The organism is Streptacidiphilus sp. MAP12-16 (assembly GCF_041262165.1).
GTDB lineage: Bacteria > Actinomycetota > Actinomycetes > Streptomycetales > Streptomycetaceae > Streptacidiphilus.
The window spans coordinates 151,810-171,965 of record NZ_JBGCBY010000019.1; the positions used below are offsets into that span (position 1 = coordinate 151,810).

At 68.8% G+C, this 20,156-nt stretch carries 20 protein-coding genes and 3 pseudogenes; 9 read left to right on the top strand and 14 right to left on the bottom strand.

Going from position 1 to position 20,156, the window contains the following annotated elements; translation table 11 throughout:
* Positions 1–36: 36 nt before the first annotated feature.
* Positions 37–498, bottom strand: coding sequence for a substrate-binding domain-containing protein (locus ABIA33_RS24620; RefSeq protein WP_370084619.1), 462 nt, complete (start codon positions 496–498; stop codon positions 37–39).
* Positions 499–580: 82 nt separating this feature from the next.
* Here ABIA33_RS24620 and ABIA33_RS24625 point away from each other — a divergent pair, with 82 nt between their 5' ends.
* Positions 581–982, top strand: coding sequence for a ribonuclease domain-containing protein (locus ABIA33_RS24625; protein WP_370084590.1), 402 nt, complete (start codon positions 581–583; stop codon positions 980–982).
* A gap of 472 nt (positions 983–1,454) precedes the next feature.
* Here ABIA33_RS24625 and ABIA33_RS24630 read toward each other — a convergent pair whose 3' ends face one another.
* Positions 1,455–1,766, bottom strand: coding sequence for a hypothetical protein (locus ABIA33_RS24630; RefSeq protein ID WP_370084592.1), 312 nt, complete (start codon positions 1,764–1,766; stop codon positions 1,455–1,457).
* A 296-nt stretch (positions 1,767–2,062) separates the two neighbouring features.
* On the opposite strand from ABIA33_RS24630, the gene ABIA33_RS24635 reads away from it, so the two are divergent.
* Both ABIA33_RS24635 and ABIA33_RS24640 read left to right on the top strand, forming a co-directional pair.
* Positions 2,063–2,257 (top strand): hypothetical protein, encoded by a 195-nt coding sequence (locus tag ABIA33_RS24635; protein ID WP_370084593.1) that lies wholly within the window; start codon positions 2,063–2,065, stop codon positions 2,255–2,257.
* A complete protein-coding gene (locus ABIA33_RS24640; protein ID WP_370084594.1) occupies positions 2,258–2,425 on the top strand; it encodes a YciI family protein in 168 nt (55 codons plus the stop codon).
* Here ABIA33_RS24640 and ABIA33_RS24645 read toward each other — a convergent pair.
* From ABIA33_RS24645 to ABIA33_RS24655, 3 genes and pseudogenes are all read right to left on the bottom strand, one after another.
* Positions 2,364–3,035: pseudogene (locus ABIA33_RS24645) on the bottom strand (carbohydrate-binding protein); the annotation flags it as partial. The gene ABIA33_RS24640 and the pseudogene ABIA33_RS24645 overlap by 62 nt on opposite strands.
* Positions 3,036–3,102: 67 nt before the next feature.
* Positions 3,103–3,456 carry a hypothetical protein gene (locus ABIA33_RS24650; RefSeq protein WP_370084595.1) on the bottom strand — a complete coding sequence of 118 codons (354 nt, stop codon included), beginning with the start codon at positions 3,454–3,456 and terminating at the stop codon, positions 3,103–3,105.
* A gap of 133 nt (positions 3,457–3,589) precedes the next feature.
* Positions 3,590–5,125: a hypothetical protein gene (locus tag ABIA33_RS24655; RefSeq protein WP_370084596.1), complete on the bottom strand. Its 1,536-nt coding sequence runs from the start codon at positions 5,123–5,125 to the stop codon at positions 3,590–3,592.
* A gap of 852 nt (positions 5,126–5,977) precedes the next feature.
* On the opposite strand from ABIA33_RS24655, the gene ABIA33_RS24660 reads away from it, so the two are divergent.
* Both ABIA33_RS24660 and ABIA33_RS24665 read left to right on the top strand, forming a co-directional pair.
* Positions 5,978–6,274, top strand: a complete 297-nt coding sequence (locus ABIA33_RS24660) for a hypothetical protein (RefSeq protein ID WP_370084597.1) — start codon at positions 5,978–5,980, stop codon at positions 6,272–6,274.
* A 1,216-nt stretch (positions 6,275–7,490) separates the two neighbouring features.
* Positions 7,491–8,009, top strand: coding sequence for a hypothetical protein (locus ABIA33_RS24665; protein WP_370084598.1), 519 nt, complete (start codon positions 7,491–7,493; stop codon positions 8,007–8,009).
* Positions 8,010–8,509: 500 nt separating this feature from the next.
* On the opposite strand, the gene ABIA33_RS24670 is transcribed toward ABIA33_RS24665, so the two are convergent.
* A complete protein-coding gene (locus tag ABIA33_RS24670; RefSeq protein ID WP_370084599.1) occupies positions 8,510–9,331 on the bottom strand; it encodes a helix-turn-helix transcriptional regulator in 822 nt (273 codons plus the stop codon).
* Positions 9,332–9,399: 68 nt separating this feature from the next.
* Here ABIA33_RS24670 and ABIA33_RS24675 point away from each other — a divergent pair, with 68 nt between their 5' ends.
* Positions 9,400–10,236, top strand: coding sequence for a dienelactone hydrolase family protein (locus ABIA33_RS24675; RefSeq protein WP_370084601.1), 837 nt, complete (start codon positions 9,400–9,402; stop codon positions 10,234–10,236).
* 235 nt (positions 10,237–10,471) lie between these two features.
* Here ABIA33_RS24675 and ABIA33_RS24680 read toward each other — a convergent pair whose 3' ends face one another.
* Positions 10,472–10,651, bottom strand: coding sequence for a hypothetical protein (locus tag ABIA33_RS24680; protein WP_370084602.1), 180 nt, complete (start codon positions 10,649–10,651; stop codon positions 10,472–10,474).
* A 384-nt stretch (positions 10,652–11,035) separates the two neighbouring features.
* Positions 11,036–13,840: a BTAD domain-containing putative transcriptional regulator gene (locus ABIA33_RS24685; RefSeq protein WP_370084604.1), complete on the bottom strand. Its 2,805-nt coding sequence runs from the start codon at positions 13,838–13,840 to the stop codon at positions 11,036–11,038.
* Positions 13,841–14,266: 426 nt separating this feature from the next.
* Here ABIA33_RS24685 and ABIA33_RS24690 point away from each other — a divergent pair, with 426 nt between their 5' ends.
* Positions 14,267–15,262, top strand: a complete 996-nt coding sequence (locus tag ABIA33_RS24690) for a hypothetical protein (RefSeq protein ID WP_370084605.1) — start codon at positions 14,267–14,269, stop codon at positions 15,260–15,262.
* Positions 15,263–15,433: 171 nt separating this feature from the next.
* On the opposite strand, the pseudogene ABIA33_RS24695 reads toward ABIA33_RS24690, so the two are convergent.
* Positions 15,434–15,625, bottom strand: a pseudogene (locus tag ABIA33_RS24695) (molybdenum metabolism regulator); the annotation flags it as partial.
* 86 nt (positions 15,626–15,711) lie between these two features.
* Positions 15,712–15,823, bottom strand: a pseudogene (locus tag ABIA33_RS24700) (hypothetical protein); the annotation flags it as partial.
* A 214-nt stretch (positions 15,824–16,037) separates the two neighbouring features.
* Between ABIA33_RS24700 and ABIA33_RS24705 the strand changes: the two are divergent.
* Entirely contained in the window at positions 16,038–16,184 is a 147-nt protein-coding gene (locus ABIA33_RS24705) for a hypothetical protein (RefSeq protein WP_370084606.1), read from the top strand.
* A gap of 30 nt (positions 16,185–16,214) precedes the next feature.
* Here ABIA33_RS24705 and ABIA33_RS24710 read toward each other — a convergent pair whose 3' ends face one another.
* The 3 genes from ABIA33_RS24710 to ABIA33_RS24720 form a co-directional block, all read right to left on the bottom strand.
* Positions 16,215–16,349 (bottom strand): hypothetical protein, encoded by a 135-nt coding sequence (locus ABIA33_RS24710; RefSeq protein WP_370084607.1) that lies wholly within the window; start codon positions 16,347–16,349, stop codon positions 16,215–16,217.
* Positions 16,350–16,383: 34 nt separating this feature from the next.
* On the bottom strand, positions 16,384–17,010 hold the full coding sequence (locus ABIA33_RS24715; RefSeq protein WP_370084608.1) for a hypothetical protein: 627 nt from the start codon (positions 17,008–17,010) through the stop codon (positions 16,384–16,386).
* Between the two features lie 139 nt (positions 17,011–17,149).
* Complete coding sequence (locus tag ABIA33_RS24720) at positions 17,150–18,253, bottom strand: ABC transporter permease (protein ID WP_370084609.1); 1,104 nt, start codon at positions 18,251–18,253, stop codon at positions 17,150–17,152.
* Positions 18,254–18,318: 65 nt separating this feature from the next.
* Here ABIA33_RS24720 and ABIA33_RS24725 point away from each other — a divergent pair, with 65 nt between their 5' ends.
* Positions 18,319–18,816 carry a MarR family winged helix-turn-helix transcriptional regulator gene (locus ABIA33_RS24725; RefSeq protein WP_370084611.1) on the top strand — a complete coding sequence of 166 codons (498 nt, stop codon included), beginning with the start codon at positions 18,319–18,321 and terminating at the stop codon, positions 18,814–18,816.
* A gap of 434 nt (positions 18,817–19,250) precedes the next feature.
* On the opposite strand, the gene ABIA33_RS24730 is transcribed toward ABIA33_RS24725, so the two are convergent.
* A partial coding sequence (locus tag ABIA33_RS24730; RefSeq protein WP_370084612.1) for an NADP-dependent oxidoreductase occupies positions 19,251–20,156 on the bottom strand: 906 nt, incomplete at its 5' end.

Sequence of the window (20,156 nt, forward strand, 5' to 3'; positions counted from 1 at the left end):
ATGGAGAGGGCTGTCCTCGGGGACGTCCGTGGGACGTCAGCCGCTTGCCGGACGCGGCGCGGGGGCGGAGCTGGAGCGCAGCGAGATGGGCGGGGTCAGCAGGATGTGGCGCGGCGGCGTCTCGGGTGCGGCGATGCGCTCGACGAGCAGTTCGACGGCCTGCGCGCCCATCTGATGGGCCGGCACGTCCGCGGCGGTGAGCGGTGGGCGGAAGGCCTGCGCCCACTGGCTGGCGGCCACGCCGACGATGGAGACGTCCCGGGGCACGCGCAGGCCGGCGTCTTCCAGTGCGTGCTGGACGCCGGGCAGCGCGGCCTCGTTGAGGGTGGCGAGCCGGTGACCTCCGGGTGCTCGGCGCGGATGCGCTCGACGACGGCGCGGCCGGAGGCGGCGTCGTCTCCGCCACAGGTACGCGTAGCCGGACCGGCATCTGACACGCAGCCGGCCGCCTCGTCGGCTGTGGGGACACCCGCAACCGCCGCGACATCTGTTGCTCAGTCAGATGTCGGATAGCGAACAGTCGATGAAGAGATGTCATGTCCCCTTCCGGTTTCGGATCGCCATCCGGAGACTCATTGTCATGACCATCTCTCTACGCGCGTCGAACACGCGCAAGGCCTTCCTGGTTCTCACCGCCGGTGTGCTCGCCGTGGCCGGTCCCGTACTCCTTCCCGCCACCAGTGCGCACGCGGATGTTAGCGGCACGGTCTGTCAGACCGCGCTGCCGACGCAGGCCGACGACACCCTCAACCTCATCGCCCAGGGCGGACCGTATCCGTACCGCCAGGACGACTCCGTCTTCACCAACTACGAGGGCGTGCTGCCCACCGAGCCCTATGGCTACTACCACGAGTACACCGTGGTCACCCCGGGCAGCCCCACCCGCGGCGCCCGCCGCATCGTCGCGGACCAGCCGGACCAGCTGGACTACTACACCGACGACCACTACGCGACGTTCTCGCTGATCGATTTCAGCTGCTGATCAGCCAGGCCGGCACCAGGCAGCCCGCCGCGGGAGGCGGCCGGTGATCCGGGCGTCAGCCGAGTCCGGCCATGCCGCCCTCGCGCACCTTGAACTTCGCACCGACCCAGGCGCGCAGTTGCTGCGCGAGGGCGGCTCGCTCGTTCTCGGGCACGGCGGATGCGGGACGATCGCGGCTCCGTGCGCGACGTCCTGCTTGCTCCACAGCCCCGGGCGCTCCACGACGTAGTGCACATCCGCCCAGCGCAGCTCGCGCACCCCGCGAGCATCGGTCAGCCGCAGGCCCGTCTCGCGCGACCGATCGGCTCGAAGAACCGGGCACCGGCCCCGCGCCACGACGTCGGACGCGTCCTGGCCGGCGGGGAACCCCCATACCCGCCCACCCACCACCAGACCGGAACCAAACCCCGACGCACCGGCCAACCAGCGCTATCAACCGCTAGGACCTGCGGGTAGACCCACAAACGGCAGCTCAGCCGGATGTCAGCGTGTCCCCGGCGGCCATCGAGCAGGTGATGACCGCTTCCAGCTCGGCGTGGGTGGCGCCGTCGCGGGCTTGTACGGACAGGCCCTGCACCACGGTGGCGTGGTAGCGGGCGATGGCGTCGAGGTCGGCGGGTGGTGTAGTGAGGTCACCTTCGGTGACGCCGCGGGCGAGCCGGTGTTGGATGGTGGTGCGCATGTCGCGCCGCAGGTCGGCCAGGAACTCGCGGACCGCGTGGTTCTCCACGGCGCCGGTGGGCGCGGCCAGGATGAGCATGGGCTCTGGTGTGCTGCTGGCCACGAACCGTGACTCCTAGCCGTAGTTGGCGGCCACGGCTGGGTCGAAGCCAACCTTGGATTGCGCTCGCTCTCGGGTGGCGGTGATTCCCAGACCTACATGGCGGATAGGTCGATCTCGGCGCTGAACGGTTCCTCGGCCGAATCGCGCGGCCGGGACTCGATCCCCAGCTCGGCATTCCGCGGGAACGGTCGCCTGTTCCGAACCACAAATTCTCCCGCGACCTGTCAATGTCGGGCCAGGCCCGTTCGTAGTTGGGGTGAGAGGCTGGAAGTGTCGGCCCCACGAGGAGGTCCACCATGACTCAGTACCTGTTGTCCGTCCACAGCGTCGACGGCGAGGTCCGCGAGCCGATGACGGACGAGGAGATGCAGCAGTCCTACAAGCAGGTCATGGCCCTTCAACAGGAGATGAAGTCCGTCGGCGCATGGGTCTTCGGCGGACGCCTGGCCGAACCCGCCACCGCCACCGTCGTGCGCACGTCCGGTGGCTAGGTGCTGACCACCGACGGACCGTTCGCGGAGTCCAGGGAGCACCTCGGCGGCTTCTACATCATCGCCGCCGACGACCTCGACGCCGCGCTGGCCTGGGCGTCGAAGGTCACCGACCTGATCGGCCGGCCCATCGAGGTCCGTCCGTTCTGGGATGAGCCCGCAGCCTGACGTGCTGCCGTCGCCGGGGACGCTGACCGCCGTGGTGGGTACGGTAGCGCCGGTTGACCCGCAGTACGGAGTCCAGCGTCGCGGTGACCAGGTTCCCGTCCGTGACGACGTTCTCGGACAGGGCCGCGTTCGCGCCGTCGACGGTCGGGCTGTTGGTGGAGGCGTTGCTGAGTCCCTGGCCGTCGAATTCGTCGAAGACACTGGCCGTGCCGCTCCAGTGCGGCACCGCCCGCACGGTCACCGTGCCCAGGTGGGCGCTGGCCCGGTTGGCGTTGACCTCGAAGGTGAGGCTGGTGGTCTCACCCGCAGGCGAGGTGCAGTCGAACGAGGTGGTGAGCATTCCGGTCCTGATGTCCAGTGCCTGCTGGTAGTCGCTGGTCGTGCCGGCGGAGGGGGTCTGGGCCGGGGGCCGTGCCCCGGTCGGATAGGTCGCGAGATAGTCGACGTTGACCCTCGCCGTGTCGCCCTGTGCGACGGTGATAGCCAGCGTGTTCGATCCGGCGGTCAGCGTCACCGGCACGGTCAGCACCGCCCAGGTGTCCCAGTCGGCCGTGGCGGGCACGGTCAACTGCTGGAGCACACCGTTGACCGAGAGGTGGAGTGTCTGCGGGCTGCCGCTCCCGTGCCCTCGGAACCGAACCCTTGTTTCCGAACGCCGCCGTGGTGAGCAGGCCCGGTCAAAGCCGCTGGTCGCCGTGCAGGCGCAGCACCTGCGGCTGCGGCATCCGGCGCTGCAGACGTGTCAGGGCCGTCGACTGCTGGGTCCGCATCCGCTCCAGGCTGGCGTCGTAGTCACGCTGGATTGCGGTGACCTGCCTGCCCCACCGCTGCTCCGCGCAGGCCAGGGAGTTGGCGTAGGAGGTCTCCAGGTGGGCGCTCAGGTCCGCGTACTGCTGCCGTTGCTCGGCAGCCAGGTCCAGGTACTCCTGGCGGTACACCTCTTGCTGCGCCACGATCTCCCGGGTCTGCGCCAGGACCTGCTCGGTCACTTCGCGCCGGGCCCGCAGCTGGCGCCGGTAGGAGCCTGCCATCACCTCGGTGAACGCGAGGAGCAGTACGCATGTGACGCTGAGGAAGATGACGGCCGCGGCCTCCGTGGAATCGGGATCACCATCGTGCTCCGCCGGCCCCCGATCCGAGCTGGCCTTCTCGATTTCCGCAGGCTCATGCGTCAGTGTGTTCGGCGTTCGCCGGGAGGCCTGTCTTGGCCGCGGCGACAGTGAGCGCGAGGCGGATCGCTGCGGCGGCATTGGGGACCAGGATGTCTGACTGAAGGCCGGCTTGACCGACGGGGTTGAGCGTCCTGTCGAGCGTGAGGTAGTGGCCCAGGGAGAGCCCTGGAGGCAGGTCGCGTGGGCGCTGGGCGATCTCCCAGCCGTACTTGAGGGGGCGGCCGCCCTGACGGGCCAATGCGTCCGCGCGCTTCCGTTCCCTCGCCAGCCAGGTGGGGTCGGTGATGAGCAGGAGCAGACAGATTTCGGGGCGCAGGGTCATCAGGTTCACCGACACCCCTGTGTAGTAGAGCTTCGCCTTGTTCTCGGCCCTCAGGCGTTCGATCTCCGGCTCCTCATGTGGGAGGTAGATCGGTCGGCCCCCGGGGTCCGCGTACTCCTCACTGTCGTAGAGCTCCTCGATGAATTCGCGGTGGAAGGTCCGCTCCACATTGAACTCGCGTTCGACGAACGCGCTGCTCGGCACCAGCCCCGGAGGCTCCAGCGGCTGGAAGATCCCGGACGGGATCACATGGTTGAAGAATCGGTGGGTCGCCACATCCTGGGACCGCGGCGTGAGCATGATCTGGTACCCGCCGTCCTCGGTGGCAAGCATGACGGTTGCCGCGACCGACACGGCGGCGTTTCGGCGACGGCCGTCCAGGACGATGTCGTCCCCGCACCCCGCGCGATGCAGCCAGTTCCGGTGCGGAAGCCTGCTCAGGTCCACGGGTTGGTCTTCGCGTCCCTTGTGCGCGTTAGTCAGCTCCTCGTCCAGGTACTCGCTGGTGGCCAGGGAACGGTAGTAACGGCCAGGGACGCAGTCGATCCGGACGCCGCCGCCCGGTTGGATGCGCATGCGGTCGAACGCCCAGGTCGGCCCGTCCCAACGCCTGTTGTTCTCTCCCTTCGCCACCTCCTTGGCGTAGCGCCGCCAGGCGTCGGGGTTGTAGTCCTTGGGCCACTTGTGGGGGTCTTCCTCCAACCGAGTGGGGAACGGCTTGTCGAGGGGAAGGCGCCCGAGGGCCGACTCCACGTTCGACCACTCCTCGGGCGGGGCGGGGAAGACGCAGATCGGAGCCGTCGTCCCGAAGAGCTCCACAAGCGGGAACCTGTCCTGGTCGTACAGGCGCCGAAGCGTCTCGAGATAGCCGCTGCCCCGCAGCACCGCGGCCACGTCACTGGGCTTTTCCCGCAGCGATGGCGTGTTCTCGATACTTGCCCGCGTCCACAGCGCATGGCACCGACTCCTCTCGTCCTCGGTGGCCTTGAGCGTGTCCAGCAGGGAGCAGAAGGAGGACGGCCATCCCGGAAGCGTGTCCCCCGGGCGCGGGTTGAAGATCCTCGAAATCGTCTTACTGGAGAGTCCGCTCCTGCGTGCGAGCTGATCCTCCGTCGTACCCGCAGCGCGCTTCCGCTGCAGTTCCTCAAGGAAGTCACGGAGTTCCCTGTGGCCCCCTGCTGGGAGCTCGGCCTTGGCACGTGGCATGTCATCGTCCCCGTCGAAGCGCTGGCAGTGACGCGCACCGATGCCCCCCGACACGCCGGCTCGCGAAGTTCAGCTTCGCCCCCCATGCCCGGCCGCGCAGCCGAAACGTCAGCTTTGCCCCGTGAAGCGTCACAGGCCCTGACGCAACAACATCGGTCGCTACAAAGGGAGTCAGCCCAGCGAGAGGAGGCGAAACCCGTGAAGATCCCGAAGATCAAGCTCGACCGGGCTGCGATCGTGGCCAACGTCATCGGCGGCACGATCTGCGTGCTCATCGAGTACGGGCTCCACTACCTGGCCGGCTGACACCAGGACTAGCAACCACGACCAGCTGGACCAAGTAGCAGAGCGTCATTGGCACACTCCACCGGCGGACCAGCACCCCTGGTGCCAACCCGACACCAGGGATCAAACAAGGGGACCAGCAGCCGCTGGTCCCCTTCCACGCGCCCACACGCCATACCGTCACACTGTCTCGGCGGCGACGGCCCCTCCCTGCCCCGCCGCCAACTCGCTTGATCACACCCACAGGTCCAGCAGAAGAGCCTCCTTTCCCGGTGGCGAGGATCGCGGGTGCGGGCCGCACGCTCCCAGAGGAGTTGACAGGCCCTCACAGATCGGTCCGGGCGTTCGGCTCCGCGCCGCTGGGCACCGGGTGTAGAAAGCGGTCATGCCGCGAACACACCAAGACCAGTACCCGACCATGACCAGCCGCGAGATTGACGATCTCGTCAACTCGGAGCACGGCGACGACGACTCCATCGGTCACGGGCTCTCCCCGGGCGCACCTGGTGCGCACGGCGGCGGGGATCGGTATGTCCGCGACCGGGCGGGTCCGGTCGATCGCGCAAGGTGATTTCGGCCTCAGGACATCACCCGAGGACCGCCGGATGGGCCCGCGACGCGCTGTCCCTCTACGTCAGCGCCTATGCACTGGAGCAGTCGCTGGTCCAGCAACGGCGCCGGCACCAGGATCAGGAATGGGTGCTCAGCCACGAGGAGTTGTTGGACCGCTTCGCCGCACTGCCTGCCGGGAAGTTCCCGCAGACTCGACGCCATGCCGCTGCGCTGATCTCCGGCACCGGACACGACCGCTTCGAGTTCGCCCTCGGCCTGCTCATGAACAATCTGCGGCCCGCATCCGGTTGACCTGCGGCGTGCGGTGGCCACATGGTGCCGAGACGATCACAAGTCGCATCATGAGGCGCGCGCTGGTGGTCGGTGGAACCGGCAGGCTCTTGGGTGTCGTCGCCGAACTCGTCCGCGACGGCTGGTACGCGGTCGCGCCTGCGGCTGACCCTCACCGCCACCGATGGCCTCGCCCCTGACGGGGGCGAGGCCATCATGCCGTTCCGCAGAGGACCGAGGCCCGACCACGTCACGGACGCCTACGCGACGCATCGCCCCAGCTCACGAACGACCCGTGGTGCGCACGGCCGTGGGCATCCCTGGCCCTGGTGCGCATCGGTACTGTCGGGCGGCGCGCACCAGGTGTTCGCGGACAGGGGCGGTGCGCACCGCCGCACCTCTGCGGTGCGTTGAAATGCGCACCGCGCACCGCGTCTGCCTGCGGTTTCAGGTTTCAGCGCACACACCGGTTTTACGGCGCGCGCGGTTAATCTCTCGGGATGGACGATCTGCGGGGCGGGGTGAGGGCCGGGTCGCCGGTCGGGGAGTGCGGACACTGCGGAAAGCCGGTGCCGACAGGCGGGCGGGGGCGGCCGCGGCGCTACTGCGGCCGGGCTGCCAGTCCAAGGCGTTCCGCCACCGCCGCGCTGAAAAGCAGGAGAAGGTGCTGGCGGCCGCCGTTGAATCAGCGCGCGCCGAAAAGCCGGGCGAACCATCGACCGTCACCGGAGACGACGCTTTGCGCAGCAGGCCGCCTGGTTCCTGACGGAGCTGGACGCGGGCCCGGAGGCGGGCAAGGCGCTGGAGCGGCCGCAGTTCCACGCCTCCGCTGAGCTGGCCCGCCTGTTCGTGGACGCCCGCCAGGTCGCGGTCGATCTGCGCGGCCCCGGCACGGACGACCTGGCGTTCTGGTAGAGCTGTGGCGCGACTGGGACGTGGCCGGGTGGCGCGAGGACCCGGACGTCGTCCAGGTCCGCCACCGGCGCCTGGTGGCTGGCCGGGCGGAGTAGGTCGGCGCCCGCTGGCTGGCCGCCACCGGCACCACCGCGTACCTGCGCGAGCGTGACGGCAGCCGGGCCCACAAGCTGCGCTGGTTCCCCACCGCCCAGGCCGCCGCCGTCGCCCTGGCCCTGCGCCACCAGGACCAGTGGGCCGCCCTGGCACCGGAGCCGACATCCGCTGACCGCTGACCGCTGACCCAAGGTCAGGCCGACTGCTCCCGCTGAGCGCGCTCACGTTGGAAGGCGGCCAGGCACTGCTCCTGGTCCGGCGGCAACTCGCAGTCGACCTCGGCAAGGGCGTCCGGGTCCAGGGGCGGTCGGCCGACCTGCTCCATGCCGGGCAGGGCGAGCACGCTCCAGCGCGCCAGGTAGCGCCGCCGGCGGGCCGGAAGCCGATCACCGTGCCCGCCGTCCTGGGGCGGCTGTGGCGCTCGATCAGCGCGAGCAGCCGGTCGGCGAAGGCCGTGGTGACCGTCGGGTCGGTGACGCCGTCCAGGGCGACGACGACCGGCTCGCGGTGCCCGGTGACCCGCAGCGCGAGCTGCCCCGGCACCGACCCGCTGATCTCGTTGATCCGGCTCGCCTGCAAATGGTCCCCGCCGACCTCCACCCACACCGTGCCCGCCCTGACCGCCACCGCGCCCTCCCCGTTGCCGGACCCTCCGGCGCCCGCCGGAACCGCCAGCATCACCCCGCCCCAGTCCGCCTGTCACCTGAGCTCCGCGCCCGAGGAATCAGCACGGAAACGGCCCTGACCCGGCCCCTGGACGGCGCGGCATGGGGCCCGAATCCGTGTCGACCAGGGCCGGTTGCCGCCTGCCCAGGAGCAGGGGGTTGGCGTTGGGGAACGGCTGCTGCCACCCGGTACTGGCGTCCCGTCAGGAACGGCGGGAGGAACTGGGCATGGTCTGGTCCACCCACGAGGTGGCGTAGCAGGCCAACTTCGCCGCCGCGCAGGCATCCCGCAGTGTCAGTCGTAGGCCTGACCTGCGCGAATGTGGCAGGCCCGTTGCCGAGTCTTCCTGCTTGACGGGTCAGCAGCGGCCCCTCGCGTGCTGGAGCAGATCCCAGTGGAGCGGCCTGCGAGGGTTACTGGGGAACGTCCTGTTCGTGACAATGACATCTGGGAACATGCCCGCAGGGGCAATGCGTCCACCAACTCGGGGGAACCATGCCGAAGTAGCTCCTGTGCGGGGTGATGGTGTTGAACTCGCAGGTGTAGTCGGGGGTTTGGTGTAGTGGGCGAGGTCTGCACTTATCCCAGAAGTTGGGCGATTCGGTCCTGGTCCTGGTCGGTGGCTGTGAACGTGACGAGTTTTTGTTCGGGATCCTCTGCGAGTTGAAGCACGACGTGGTGGAGTTCGAGTTCTCCCAGAACCGGATGGCGGAGCCGTTTGGTGCCGGAGCCCAAGGGTGTGACTGTGTGTTGTGGCCACCAATCCCTTACCTCTGGGCACGCGGCATGCAGGCGTTCGAGCAACTCGCTGAAGCCCGAGTCGCCCGGGTGGCGAGCTGCGGCTGCGCGGAACCGGCCGAGCAGTGCGGATGCTTCAGCCGGCCAGTCGACCATGACCTCCCGGGCCTCGGGATCAGTGAACATCCACCAGAGCAGGTTGCGGTCCTGGGTCGGCCGGGCGGGCCAGTCGGTCCACAGTGCCCGGGCTGCCCGGTTGGAGGCCAGTACATCCCAGCACCGACCGGTGACATAGGTCGGACACGGGTCGAGCCGGTCAAGGAGTGCGAGGACTGCGGGCGGGAGCGATTCGACGACGCGAGTCCCTGCGGGTGGGGCGCCGTGGATGAGCTCGTGGATGTGAGCCCGTTCGGCGCCGTCGAGCCGCAGCGCCGTCGCCAGCGCGTCGAGCACCTGACGTGAGGGCCGCACGTCGCGGCCCTGTTCCAGGACGGTGTAGTACGTCGAGGAGATGGCCGCGAGCTGGGCCACTTCCTCACGACGCAGGCCACGGGTCCGGCGTCGGACGCCTGGCGGCAGACCGACGTCACAGGGCTGGAGCCGTTCGCGTCGCGAGCGTAGCAGGTCTCCCAACTCTCGTGCCCGGATCGCTGACTGAGCCATCCTGATACTCCTATTACTAGGAACAACGTCCTGTGGATACCAGTTTACGATGTGGCTACTTTGGCGCCATGAACACACGAAGCACCGGTCTGGAAGGTCGCACCGTCTCCACGGCCGACGAGCCCGCGTCGAAACCCACCCTGTGGTGGGACGACCACCGTCCGGACCCCGGCGCGACCGGGTCATACACCATCTGCACCGAACGAGTCGGCATCCCGGCGGGCGACGGGCCGCCGATGGGTGCGTACCTCGCCCGCCCTGCGGTTCCCGGTCCGTTCCCCGGCGTCGTGGTGGCCATGGAGCTCTTCGGCGTCGATGCCGCCGTCCGTGACGTCTGTGACCGACTGGCCGGGCTCGGGTTCGTGGCGCTCGCGCCGGACCTGCATCACCGGACCGCGCCCGGGGCAGAACTCCCTCGTGACCCCGCCGGCCGGGAGCGAGGCTTCGAACTCTTGGAGTTGATGACGCGGACCGCCGTGCTCCAGGATGTCCGCGCCTGTATGGACCACCTTCAAGCGTCTGGCAGCGAACACGTCAGCATGGTCGGACTGAGCCTGGGCGGTCACATCGCCTACCTCGCGGCCACCGAGTTCGACCTCGCCGCGGTGGCCGTCTTCTACGGAGGATGGCTGCCGACGACCGACATCTCGCTCAGCCGACCCGAGCCGACCCTGTCGCTGACCCCGGCCATCACCGGGCAGGTGCTCTTCCTCGTCGGCGAGAACGACCATGTCGTCCCACCCGGCCACCAACGCGAGATCGCCGATGCGCTGCGCGAGGCCGACATCAACCACGAGGTCGTCGTCTATCCCGGTATCGGACACGGCTTCCTCAGCACCGACCCAGCCACGGCTGCCGACGCGTGGCACCGCGTCCACGCACTGCTGACCAGCGTCGGAGCATAATTCCCGAGCCTCCATGCAGGAAGCAGTCAATACATGTCGCGGGCGATGTGCCCCGCTCCTGATACGGCACGGGCGATCGCTGCGGCCGCGAGGCCGACGAGGCTAAAGGTGAGCCATTCAGTGCGTCCGAACTGTTCCATCGCTCACGCTCCCTCGATCTGCACTGCCTGTGTGCGCTGCCGCGCGGATCCGAGTGGCCTCCGGTCGTCGAGGACGGCCACGGACCAGTACCCGGCTACTCCCACGCCATTGCGTCGCCGCCGATCCAGTCCACGGTGGCGTCCTGGGGCAGTCCGGCCCGTTCGAGGATCGTCGGGGACAGCAGGAGCGCGGTGACGGACGCCGACAGACCCAGCATCGGACCGATCGCGTCCAACTGCGCCACGAGGAAGTGCTCCGCGAAGAAGATCACCACCAGGGTGATGGCGTTGCCTTCGATGGCGGGGCGTCGATCGAACTGGCAGCCCGGGATGGGGAGCAGAGGTCCTGCCCCGGGTGTATCGGGACATCCTGGAGGTGGCCGCGGACGCGTCGGTGCCGGTCCGCAAAACCGGGAAGATAGAGGGCGCGCGGTCGAAGCTGAAGCGGCTGGCCGCCTAGGATCTCCTCCATGGCAGGCGCCCGAAGACACTCCCGGAACAGGTGGGACCGGTCCCTGGTGACACTGGTCGGCGTCCCACCTGCGGACGGGTAACGGCGGTGTGACGTGAGGCGAAATGCCCTCGTCGCACCACCTGACCGCCAGGGGTGTCGTCCAGTGGATGCGTGGTTCTGCACACACTGCTCGGCGCGGCGCGGTTCAAAGTCCCACAGTGTGGCGGAGTTTGGTGCGGACGTTTTCGGCGTCGGGGTGTTGGAGGTCTTCGAGGATGGCCAGCGCGTGCAGCCAGGTCTCGTCCGCGGTGTCCGCGGCTCCGGTGGCTTGCTGGGCGTCGCCGAGGCGGATGAGGCTACCGGCTTCGTAGTAGCGGTCACCGATCTGCTGGTAGAGCTCGATGGCGTGCTGGAAGCAGCTGATGGCTTCGTCATGGTTGCCAAGGTGGTGGTGGGTGTGGCCGAGGCTGTCCCAAGTGCCTGCTTCACCCGCGTGGTTCCCGAGTTCGCGCTGGAGTATGAGGGCCTGTTGGCAGTAGGTCAACGCCTGCTGGTGGTCTCCGAGCAAGCTGTGGAACCAGCCGATGTTGTTGAGGGCGTTGGCCACACCGGCCGGGTGGCCTTGCGCCTGTAGCAGGCTGTGGACTTGTTGGGCGTGGCGAAGTGCCTCGCGGTTGCGGCCCTGTTGCTCGCATACCAGGGCGAGGTCATGGTGGGTGTGGGCTTGGCCGGCCCGGTCGCTGGGCCGTAGGCAGAGCTCCAGGGCACGGACAAGATGCTGATGGGCTTTCTCGAGTGAGCCGAGTCGCATGCAGGCGCGTGCGAGGCCTCGGTGGGAGCACGCCTGCCCGGTTCGGTCAGCGACGCGTTGGGCAGCGCTGAGAGCGATGTGCCCGGTGGTGGATAGATCGATCCAGTGTCCTCTGCGGTCGAAATAGGTCAGGAGTGTGTGGGGTATCTGCCAGGCGTGGGTGTCGAATCTGGCTTCGGCGGCGTGGGTGATGGCGGCGAGCAGTACCTGGTGTTCGGCCTCGAACCAGGCCAATGCCTGGCCGGGGTCGGCGAGTTCCTCGGTGAGCACCGCGTGCTGGGGTCGGACGGGGATGAACGGGTCCCAGGTGGCGTTGAGCAGTTGGGTGGCGCTGTGGGCGGTGTGCAGGTAGTGGTCCAGGACCCGGTGTGTAGCGCTGTCACGCGTGGCGGCGCTGTCTACGGCCTGGGCGCGTTCGGCGGCGTAGACGCGCAGCAGGTCGTGGAAGGCGAAGCGGTCCATGGTGTGCTCGGTGAGCAGGTGTGCGCTCGTGAGCCGATCCAGCGCCCCCCGCGCCCGGTGCATCGGAAGCCCTGCGAGGCTGGCTGCGGCCGGGAGCGATATGTCAGGTCCCGGATGGATCCCGAGCAGGCGAAACATCGTCGCGCTGTCCGCATCGAGGTCTTCATAGGAGCAGGAGAACATCGCGCGTATGTCCGAGGCCTGGTCCCTGGTGTCAAGCGCGTCCAGCCGGTTCCGCGCGTCCTGCAGTTGTGCGACCAGTTTGCCAAGGGGGAGTGTGGGGTGGGTGGCGGCCCTGGCTGCGGCGATGTTCAGTGCCAGGGGCAGGCGGGCGCAAAGATCGATGAGGCGTGCGGTGGCTTCGGGTTCGTTTGCGATACGTCCAGGTTCCAGACGGCGGCCAAGCAGCTCGCGTGCCTCGTGGGGGGTGAGTAGGCCGAGGGTGACGGGCTGGGCGCCTTCAGCGGCGATGAGGCCGACGAGCTGGTTGCGGCTGGTGATGACCGCCATGCAGGTGGGGCTGCCCGGTAACAGGAGGCGGATCTGGTCGGCGTCACGAGCGTTGTCTAACACCACCAGTGTCCGTTTCGTGGCCAGCAGCGTGCGATAGAGCGCTGCTTGGGCGTCCAGTCCCACCGGGATCTGTCCGGTGGGAATCTGGAAGGCGTCGAGGAATCCGCGGATTGCTTCTGCGGGCGCGACCGGGTCGCCGGATGGGTCAAAGCCACGCAGGTTGACGTAGAGCTGTCCGTCAGGGAACTCATGTGCGACCTGATGTGCCCAGTGGATCGCCAAGGCGGTCTTACCGATGCCCGCGGTGCCGTGAATCGCCGAGATCACCACCGTTCCCGGGGTGTCGGCCGGTCGTCCCAACAGGGAGGTGAGCGCTTCCAACTCTGCCACGCGCCCGGCGAAATGCGGTATCCCTGCCGACAACTGCCGCGGCACGACGTTCTGGCGCGCTCGCGGTTCACCGGCACAGCCGGCCAGTGCGGTGTCCGCCCGCAGCATCGACTCGTGGAGTTGGCACACGTCGGGGCATGGGTCGATGCCCAGTTCGTCGGCGAGCCGGGTCCTCAGCGCCTGGAAGGTCGCCAGAGCCTCCGCCTGTCTGCCTGAGCGGTACAACGCGAGCATCAGTTGTCCGGAAAACCGCTCCCGTAGCGGATATTCCGCCGACAGCTGCCGCAGTTCGCCGACCAGGCTCTCGTGGAGGCCGAGCCGGAGATCTGCTTCGATGCGTTCCTCCAACGCCGTCGTCCGTTGCTCGACCATCCGCTGCACCATGCTGTCGTAGCCGCCGTGGAGGACCACGTCCTCGATGGGATCGCCGCGCCACAGGGCAAGCGCCGCCCGCAGCGTGTGCGCGGCTCCAGACGCGTCATCCTGCGCCAATGCATGCGTGCCCAACCCGAGGAGTCTGTCGAACTCTGCACTGTCCAGTCCGCCGGGATCGACGCGTAGCAGATAGCCACCCGGTCCGCCACTGAGACGGTCCTCGTCTTCGCCCAACGCCCTGAACAACCGGCGAAGCCGCCACACATAGGTCTGAATGAGGCCGTGCGCGCTGCTGGGGGACTCGTCGCCCCACACCGCATCGACCAACCGCGCGACCGACAGGGGCTGGTTGGCCCGCAAGACCAGAGCGGTGAGCACGGCACGCTGCTTCGCCGAGGTGACGAGGACAGCTTGGCCGCCTGCTTCAACGCGTAACGGACCCAGGACGCCGAACTCCACGCCAACCCCCCCACCGTGGGCGTCGCGCGGAATCCACGCGGTCCGCCAGGCCCCCTCTAGAACACGACTAGAGACATGTTAGAGACCTGTCGTGGACATTGAAGGAACTCTTCATCGAGCGAAGAGCAGTTCACCAGATGGTCGGACCAGCTGGAGGTAGCTGGAGGTCTTTCCGTCAGCACTCGGCACTCGGTCCGCAGGTGCACGGCGACACTGCGCACCATCGCCGTTCCCCACGCCCAGGAGGCAACAAGTGGCAGCACCACACGTCAATCCAGGCAGTCATCGGCTCCGCGCGGCTGCGGTCATGGTGACGGTCATGGTCGCCGCGTCGATCGGATCCCTCGCCTCGGCCAACGCTTCGGGCAACGTCGGCGGGCCCGCTCGGCGCTCGGCCTCCCGGCACCCGATGATCTGCGAAGTTCCGTGCAGGACTGGTGGACACACACTGGCGCTTCACATCTCGGCGCCCTACACGGCGACGACCTCGTCGAAACCTGCTCGTACATTCAATTGGCTGCGTTGCTTGGCATCGACGAGCGCGGCCAGCGCGACCAACTGGAAGCGAATCTCGACCCCGGCGCTCCACCGAGCGATCCGCAACTCGCCGAGATGCTCGCCGAGGCATGGTCGACCCTGCACGGCGATCCCGCCAGGCTCGATCCGCTGCGCCGCGAGATCACACGCCATCAGTTGCCTAACGGTCTGATCCCTGCGGTCCAGACCCAGCTCGGCGACCTACAGGCCTCGCAGCAGGTCGAAACCCTACGTTCGCTGGCCGACCTGCCGACGCTCGACCCCAAACTCGCGGACGCCCTGCGCGCGCACCGCAGCGACCTCGGCCGATCCGGCCCCGGCGCGTCGGCCACCTGGTTATCGGTGCTGACCGCCGCCACCGGCGGCACCCAGGACACGACCGATCCGCACCTACGATCCCGGGCCATCACGGACCTGCCGTCCACCTTGTCGGTGGACACTGCACAGTCGTGGGCAGGCATGGTCTCAGCACTCGAAACCCTGCACCTGCCCGTGCCCGCTGTGCGAGTCGCATCCTGGCCGGCCGACACGCCTGAGCACCGCTACCTGCGGTACCTGGCCATCGCGGACCTGGCCGAGACCGGCCAACTCGCCGCCCTGCGCGCCCCAGGTACTCCCAACGAACTCGCCGCGCAGGGCATTGACCTGCTGGCGGGCGGTTCGCTTCACCAAGCCGCCGCCGCCCTCACTGCTGCGGCCGCCCTACACTGGCATCCGACACGATCTGATCGTGACCGATTGCTCACGCTGCTCCGTCCCCTCCAGGGCTGCCCAGGCACTCCCGCGCTCTTCCGGGACAACCGCCTGGCTCAGACCTGCGACGTCTACTCGACCACTTCGGCTTGGCACATCTACCGGACACTGGGGGTGACGTCTGGCACTTGACCAGACGCGCATTGTCGTCGAGTGGGACGCGGTGAGACGGCCTGCCGGACGCGGGGAAGTCTGGCAGGTGCCCGCGGGCGGTGAGCCGCGGGTGCTGTGGGAGTGGAGGAACCTTGCTCTGGTCTGGTCGTACACCCGTCCCGGCCGCAGGCCGCAGGTTGCCTCTGGTGTTCACAGGAGGCGTTTGATGTCGCCGTGGGTACGGTAGAAGCCGCCCCGGGCAGCGTGGACCTCGGTGACGAGGTAGCGGGCGCCGGGGATGCGGATGTCTTTGGGGAACTGGACTCGCCAGGTGGGGTCGTAGCCGGGGGAGACGACGCGGATGCGGGTACGGCCCGCGTCCTGCAAGCACTCCACCACGATGCCGTCCGGTACTGCGGTGGTGATGGTTGTCGTCACGGGCTCCACTGCGTGTGTGGGTTCGACCCGCTGTCAGCCCGTGGCTTTGATGTCGGCGGTGTGCGGTACCCGGCCGTCCTGGGCGTCGCTGATCGCGGTCTCGCCGGCGTCGACGCACGCCAGTGACCCGTCGGTGGTGACGACGTAGAGGCGCTCGTCACTCGCTTCCACCGCGGCGAACCCACCGTGGTGGAGCGGCCTGCTGGTCAGCGCCTACACCGGCGGACTGCTGGCCTTCCTGGCGCGGATCAACCGCGGCCTGCGCCGGCGCGAATTCCAAGCCGACCTGTACGCGGCTCGCATACTGGGAGAACCGGCCACCCCATCTTTCGCCAGCTGGGTCACCGAGCGATTTCCCCACGGCCGGGCTCCGCGCTTGCTGCGGCCCTGGTGGTCCCATCCCCCATGGGAGCAGCGCCTGGACCTCGGCACTCTGGACGCGGTGTGGGACGACATCATCGCCGAGTTGGACTCTGACTGGGGCGCCTACACCTACGTCGCTCACATCGGTCTTGGTGCTTGACACCGATTGCTCAAATCCAGCTTCACATTCTCAGGACTGACTGCACATCAGTAGCACTTGTGCATCGGCGACGGTGAAGTGGTCGAGGACGTTCGGCCCGGAGGTGGTGCCGCAGCCGAGCCGGGCGACGGCGTTCCGGGTCCTGGGGGACGCGATCGCCGTCACCCTTGACGATCGTCGACCTTGACCGCGCGGCTGCCTAGCCGAGTCCGACGCGCTCGACGAGGAGGGCGCGACAGGGTACTGATGGTCGCGGGGGTACCGGGCGGCGGCTCGCGTTCTCGTTCGGACGAGTCCGGACGCCGGCACAGGCCTTGCCCAGGATCCGGAAGACGGTCCCGGTTGCGGCGCCGTAGACGAGGTGTGGTCCGAGATCGGCTGCGAGGGTCTTGCGGTCGTACTTCCAGATGGGCTCGTAGAGCCCCGCGATCGGCAAGGTGATGTAATCGCTGATCCACACGAGAGCGCCGAATGACACGCCAGAGACCGCACAGGGCTTGCGCACCGAGCCGGCGAGTACGCCGTAGAGCGCCCCGTAGGCCGCACCGTACGACCAGTGCATGAGCGTGCTGACCGGCCAGGCTGCGGCATCCGGGAGTTCGCGCTGGGTGAAGCCCTCGATCAGGCGCTTGCCGACCTGTCCGGGATCCGGAGCCTCCTGCCAGGTGCGGACGGGAGCGAACTCCCACCGCAGAGGATTGCGCTCACCGCCGGATCGGCGCTGCCGCAGGAACCGGACCGTGTCCATGCAAGCGGTGCCGACCAGGCCAGCGGCCAAACCCGATGCGATCGCGCCGAGCGGAGTCAACTGCTTCGGAGTGCGCATTGTGCATCGCTCCTGCTGGTCTTGGCGATACGGGGCCGGTCTATGCGACGTCGCGCGAGCGGGCGACGCCGACATCTCCTCGCAGGCATGCTCACATGCACACCCTCATGGCACCATTCGGAGCGGGCGGGCCGGGCACTCAGGTCTGGCGGGCCTGTACGGACCAGACGTCGCGCAGGTAGAGCACCACGGCGCAGGCGAGGATCCAGACGGTCAGGACGGTGATGCCGGGGGCGAGCCCGTCGTGGCGGAAGTAGGCGAGCCCCTGGATGGCCCGCACGCCGACGCCCACTGGCAGGATCGCGTGCAGCGGGTGCAGCCAGCCCGGTAGGTAGTCGGCCGGCAGGATGCCGCCGCTGCTGGCGTTGCCCAGGATCAGCAGCACGACGGAGCTCAGGCTCACCCCGGCCGGGCCGAACAGGCGGATCAGCGCCATGGTGGCGCCGCCCGCGGCCATCGCCATGAGTGCGACCACGCCTGCGATACCGGCGAACGGACCTGGCAGCGCGTGGAAGGCACGCCCCGCGACCAGGGCGACCATCACCCCGCCGAGAGCCCCGAAGATCAGCAGACTGAGCATCCGCCAGCGGTACTCCAGACGCGGCGCCAGCTGATACGTCGTCGTGCCGAACATGAAGCCGGCCAGGATCACGCCGAAGGCCGCGTAGAACACGGACAGGCCGCGGGTGTCGCCCGAGGAGGCAGGCAGGGCGTCCTCGGCGGTGAGATGCTGGCCGCCTGCCTTGGCCACTGCGCCGAAGGCGCCGGTCACCGTGGCGCTCACTCCGGTGCCGTTCGCGCCCGCGTACAGCAGTTCCGGGGTTCCGCCGGCGGCTATGTACGCGGCGTACACGGCGCGGTGCTCGAGCGCGGCGCGGGCATCGGCCGGGGACGGATAGCCCTGCACGTCGAAGCCGCCGGGCTGCGCCGTGTCCAGCGCGGACTCGACCTGGCCGAGGGTCTGCGAGGAGCCGACGACGGCTACCGGCAGCCGGTGCGGCTGGGGTGCGTGGAATGCGGCGAGGTAGACGCTGACGAAGATCGAGCCGATGACCAGCACGATCAGCGCCGGAAGCAGAACCCCCTTCGCCCCAGCGGCGCCGCGTTCCGACGGGGCGGCATCGACCGCGTGCGCGCGGTGCGGGCGCGGAGGGCTCTCGGAGTACTCCGGGTGCTCGGAGCGCTCCGGGTACGGGGCGTGTTCTGTGCGAAGGCCCGGCTCGGCGGGCGATATGGGGGGCACGGGGGGCACGGGGGCAGCCCTTCAGATAATGTAAGGTTCCTGATAATGCAGCAACAGGTTATCAGGTGCCTTACATTCCCGAGGAGGGAGTCCCGCAGGTGATCCACGACCCGTCCACCCGCACCGGATACCTGGCCTGGCAGTTCGGGCAGGCGACCGCCCAGCGGCTGGAGCGCGCGCTGCGGCCGCTCGACCTCAACCTGGCCCAACTGCGGTCCCTGGTACAGGTGACCCTGACCCCCGGAATCTCCAGCGCTGAGATCGCCCGCCGGTCCGGCCTGACCGCGCAGTCCATGGGCGCGGCGGTGAACGCACTCATCTCGCGCGGGCTGATCGAGCGCGGCCCGCATCCGACCAACCGCCGCGTCCTGGAACTGCGGGTCACCGACGCGGGCCGCACGCTCGCCGCACGCGCCCAGCACGTGATCGACGAGGTGCAGCGGGAGATGTTCGCAGTACTCTCCGCCGAGGAACAGGACACCGTGCACACACTGCTGCACCGCCTGGTCGAGCACACCTTCCCCGAGTCACTGCACCTCTCCAGCCCCCCGAGCGCCGAGTGACACCAGGATGTGCGGTCGCCAGGGCGAACCAGTCCACGCCGATCGCGACGAGGCGCGTGCGCCCGTCGCGGTCGCCCGGTGACCCGCCGGTCAGCAGCAGGCTGGCCGGGGTCGGGGTGTAGGCGGTGGCGACCCACTGCAAGGTGGCCAGGCCGGAGCCGAGGTCGCGGCCGATGGCAGGCAACGCGATGGACCACGGTCGCGTCGATCGAGGCAATCGCCGAGCCCAGGACGGTGGCCGCAACAACCCAGCGCCCCCGTGCGCTGGCGTCCGCTCCGGTCGTTGGGCTGTGAACGTTTGCCCCAACCCAACAGTGGGCGCTGCGTCGATGATGATGTCGGTGCCGGTCACGTTCCCGGCCGGGCCGCTCGCCAGGAGCAGCACCGGGTCTGCCACGTCGGGGGGCCGGGAGCGGCGTCCGGTCACTTGCGATTCAGCCGTCGGAGACGTGGAGGACGATCTTGCCTCGACGGTGCTCCTTTTCCAGGGCCTCATACGCGGCTGGAGCCTGGTCGAGCGGCATCACACGGTCGATCAAAGGACTGATCCGGTCGGCGTTGATGAGTGCGGTGAGTGCGGTGAGGCTGTCCGGATCCGGCTCGACGACGAAGAACTCTCCCCGCACCCCGTGCTGGCTGGCCCGCTCGGGGTCGGGTGGTTGCACGATGCTGACCAGCACCCCTCCGGGCCGCATGACCTGCCAGGATCGGTTCTGGGTGTCTGCTCCGACGGTGTCGAACACGATGTCGACGTCGTGCAGCTCCTCCTCGAAGCGCTCATCGACGTAGTCGACCACCCAATCGGCGCCCAGATTCCGGACAAGGGACGCGTCGGACTGCGCGGCGGTGGCCACCACTTGGGCGCCCAGGGCGGCCGCCATCTGGACGGCGAAGGAGCCGACGCCGCCGGCCCCACCGTGCACCAGGACCCGCTGCCCTGAACTGATTCTGGCGTGCTTCACCAGCCCCTGCCACGCCGTCAGTCCGGCCAGCGGGACGGCCGCGGCCTGGTCGTGGTCGATCCGCACCGGCTTGGGGGCGATCGATGCGGCGGGCACGACCACGAACTCGGCGGCCGCTCCGTCGCGGGTGAACGGGGTCAGCCCGTACACGCTCTGGCCGATCGCGAACCCCTCCACGTCTTCTCCGATGCCGGCCACGACACCCGACACCTCGTGCGACGGAATGGTTGGCAGCCGGTCCTTGCCGGTGCCGTCGAAGCTGTCGGTCCAGGTCGAGTCCCAGCTAACGGCGTGGTGCTCGATTGAGACTCGGGCGTGCTGGCCTGGCGTGTTGTCCGGTGGGTGATCACCTCTCGGCGGCGCGGTCGGAGACCAGGC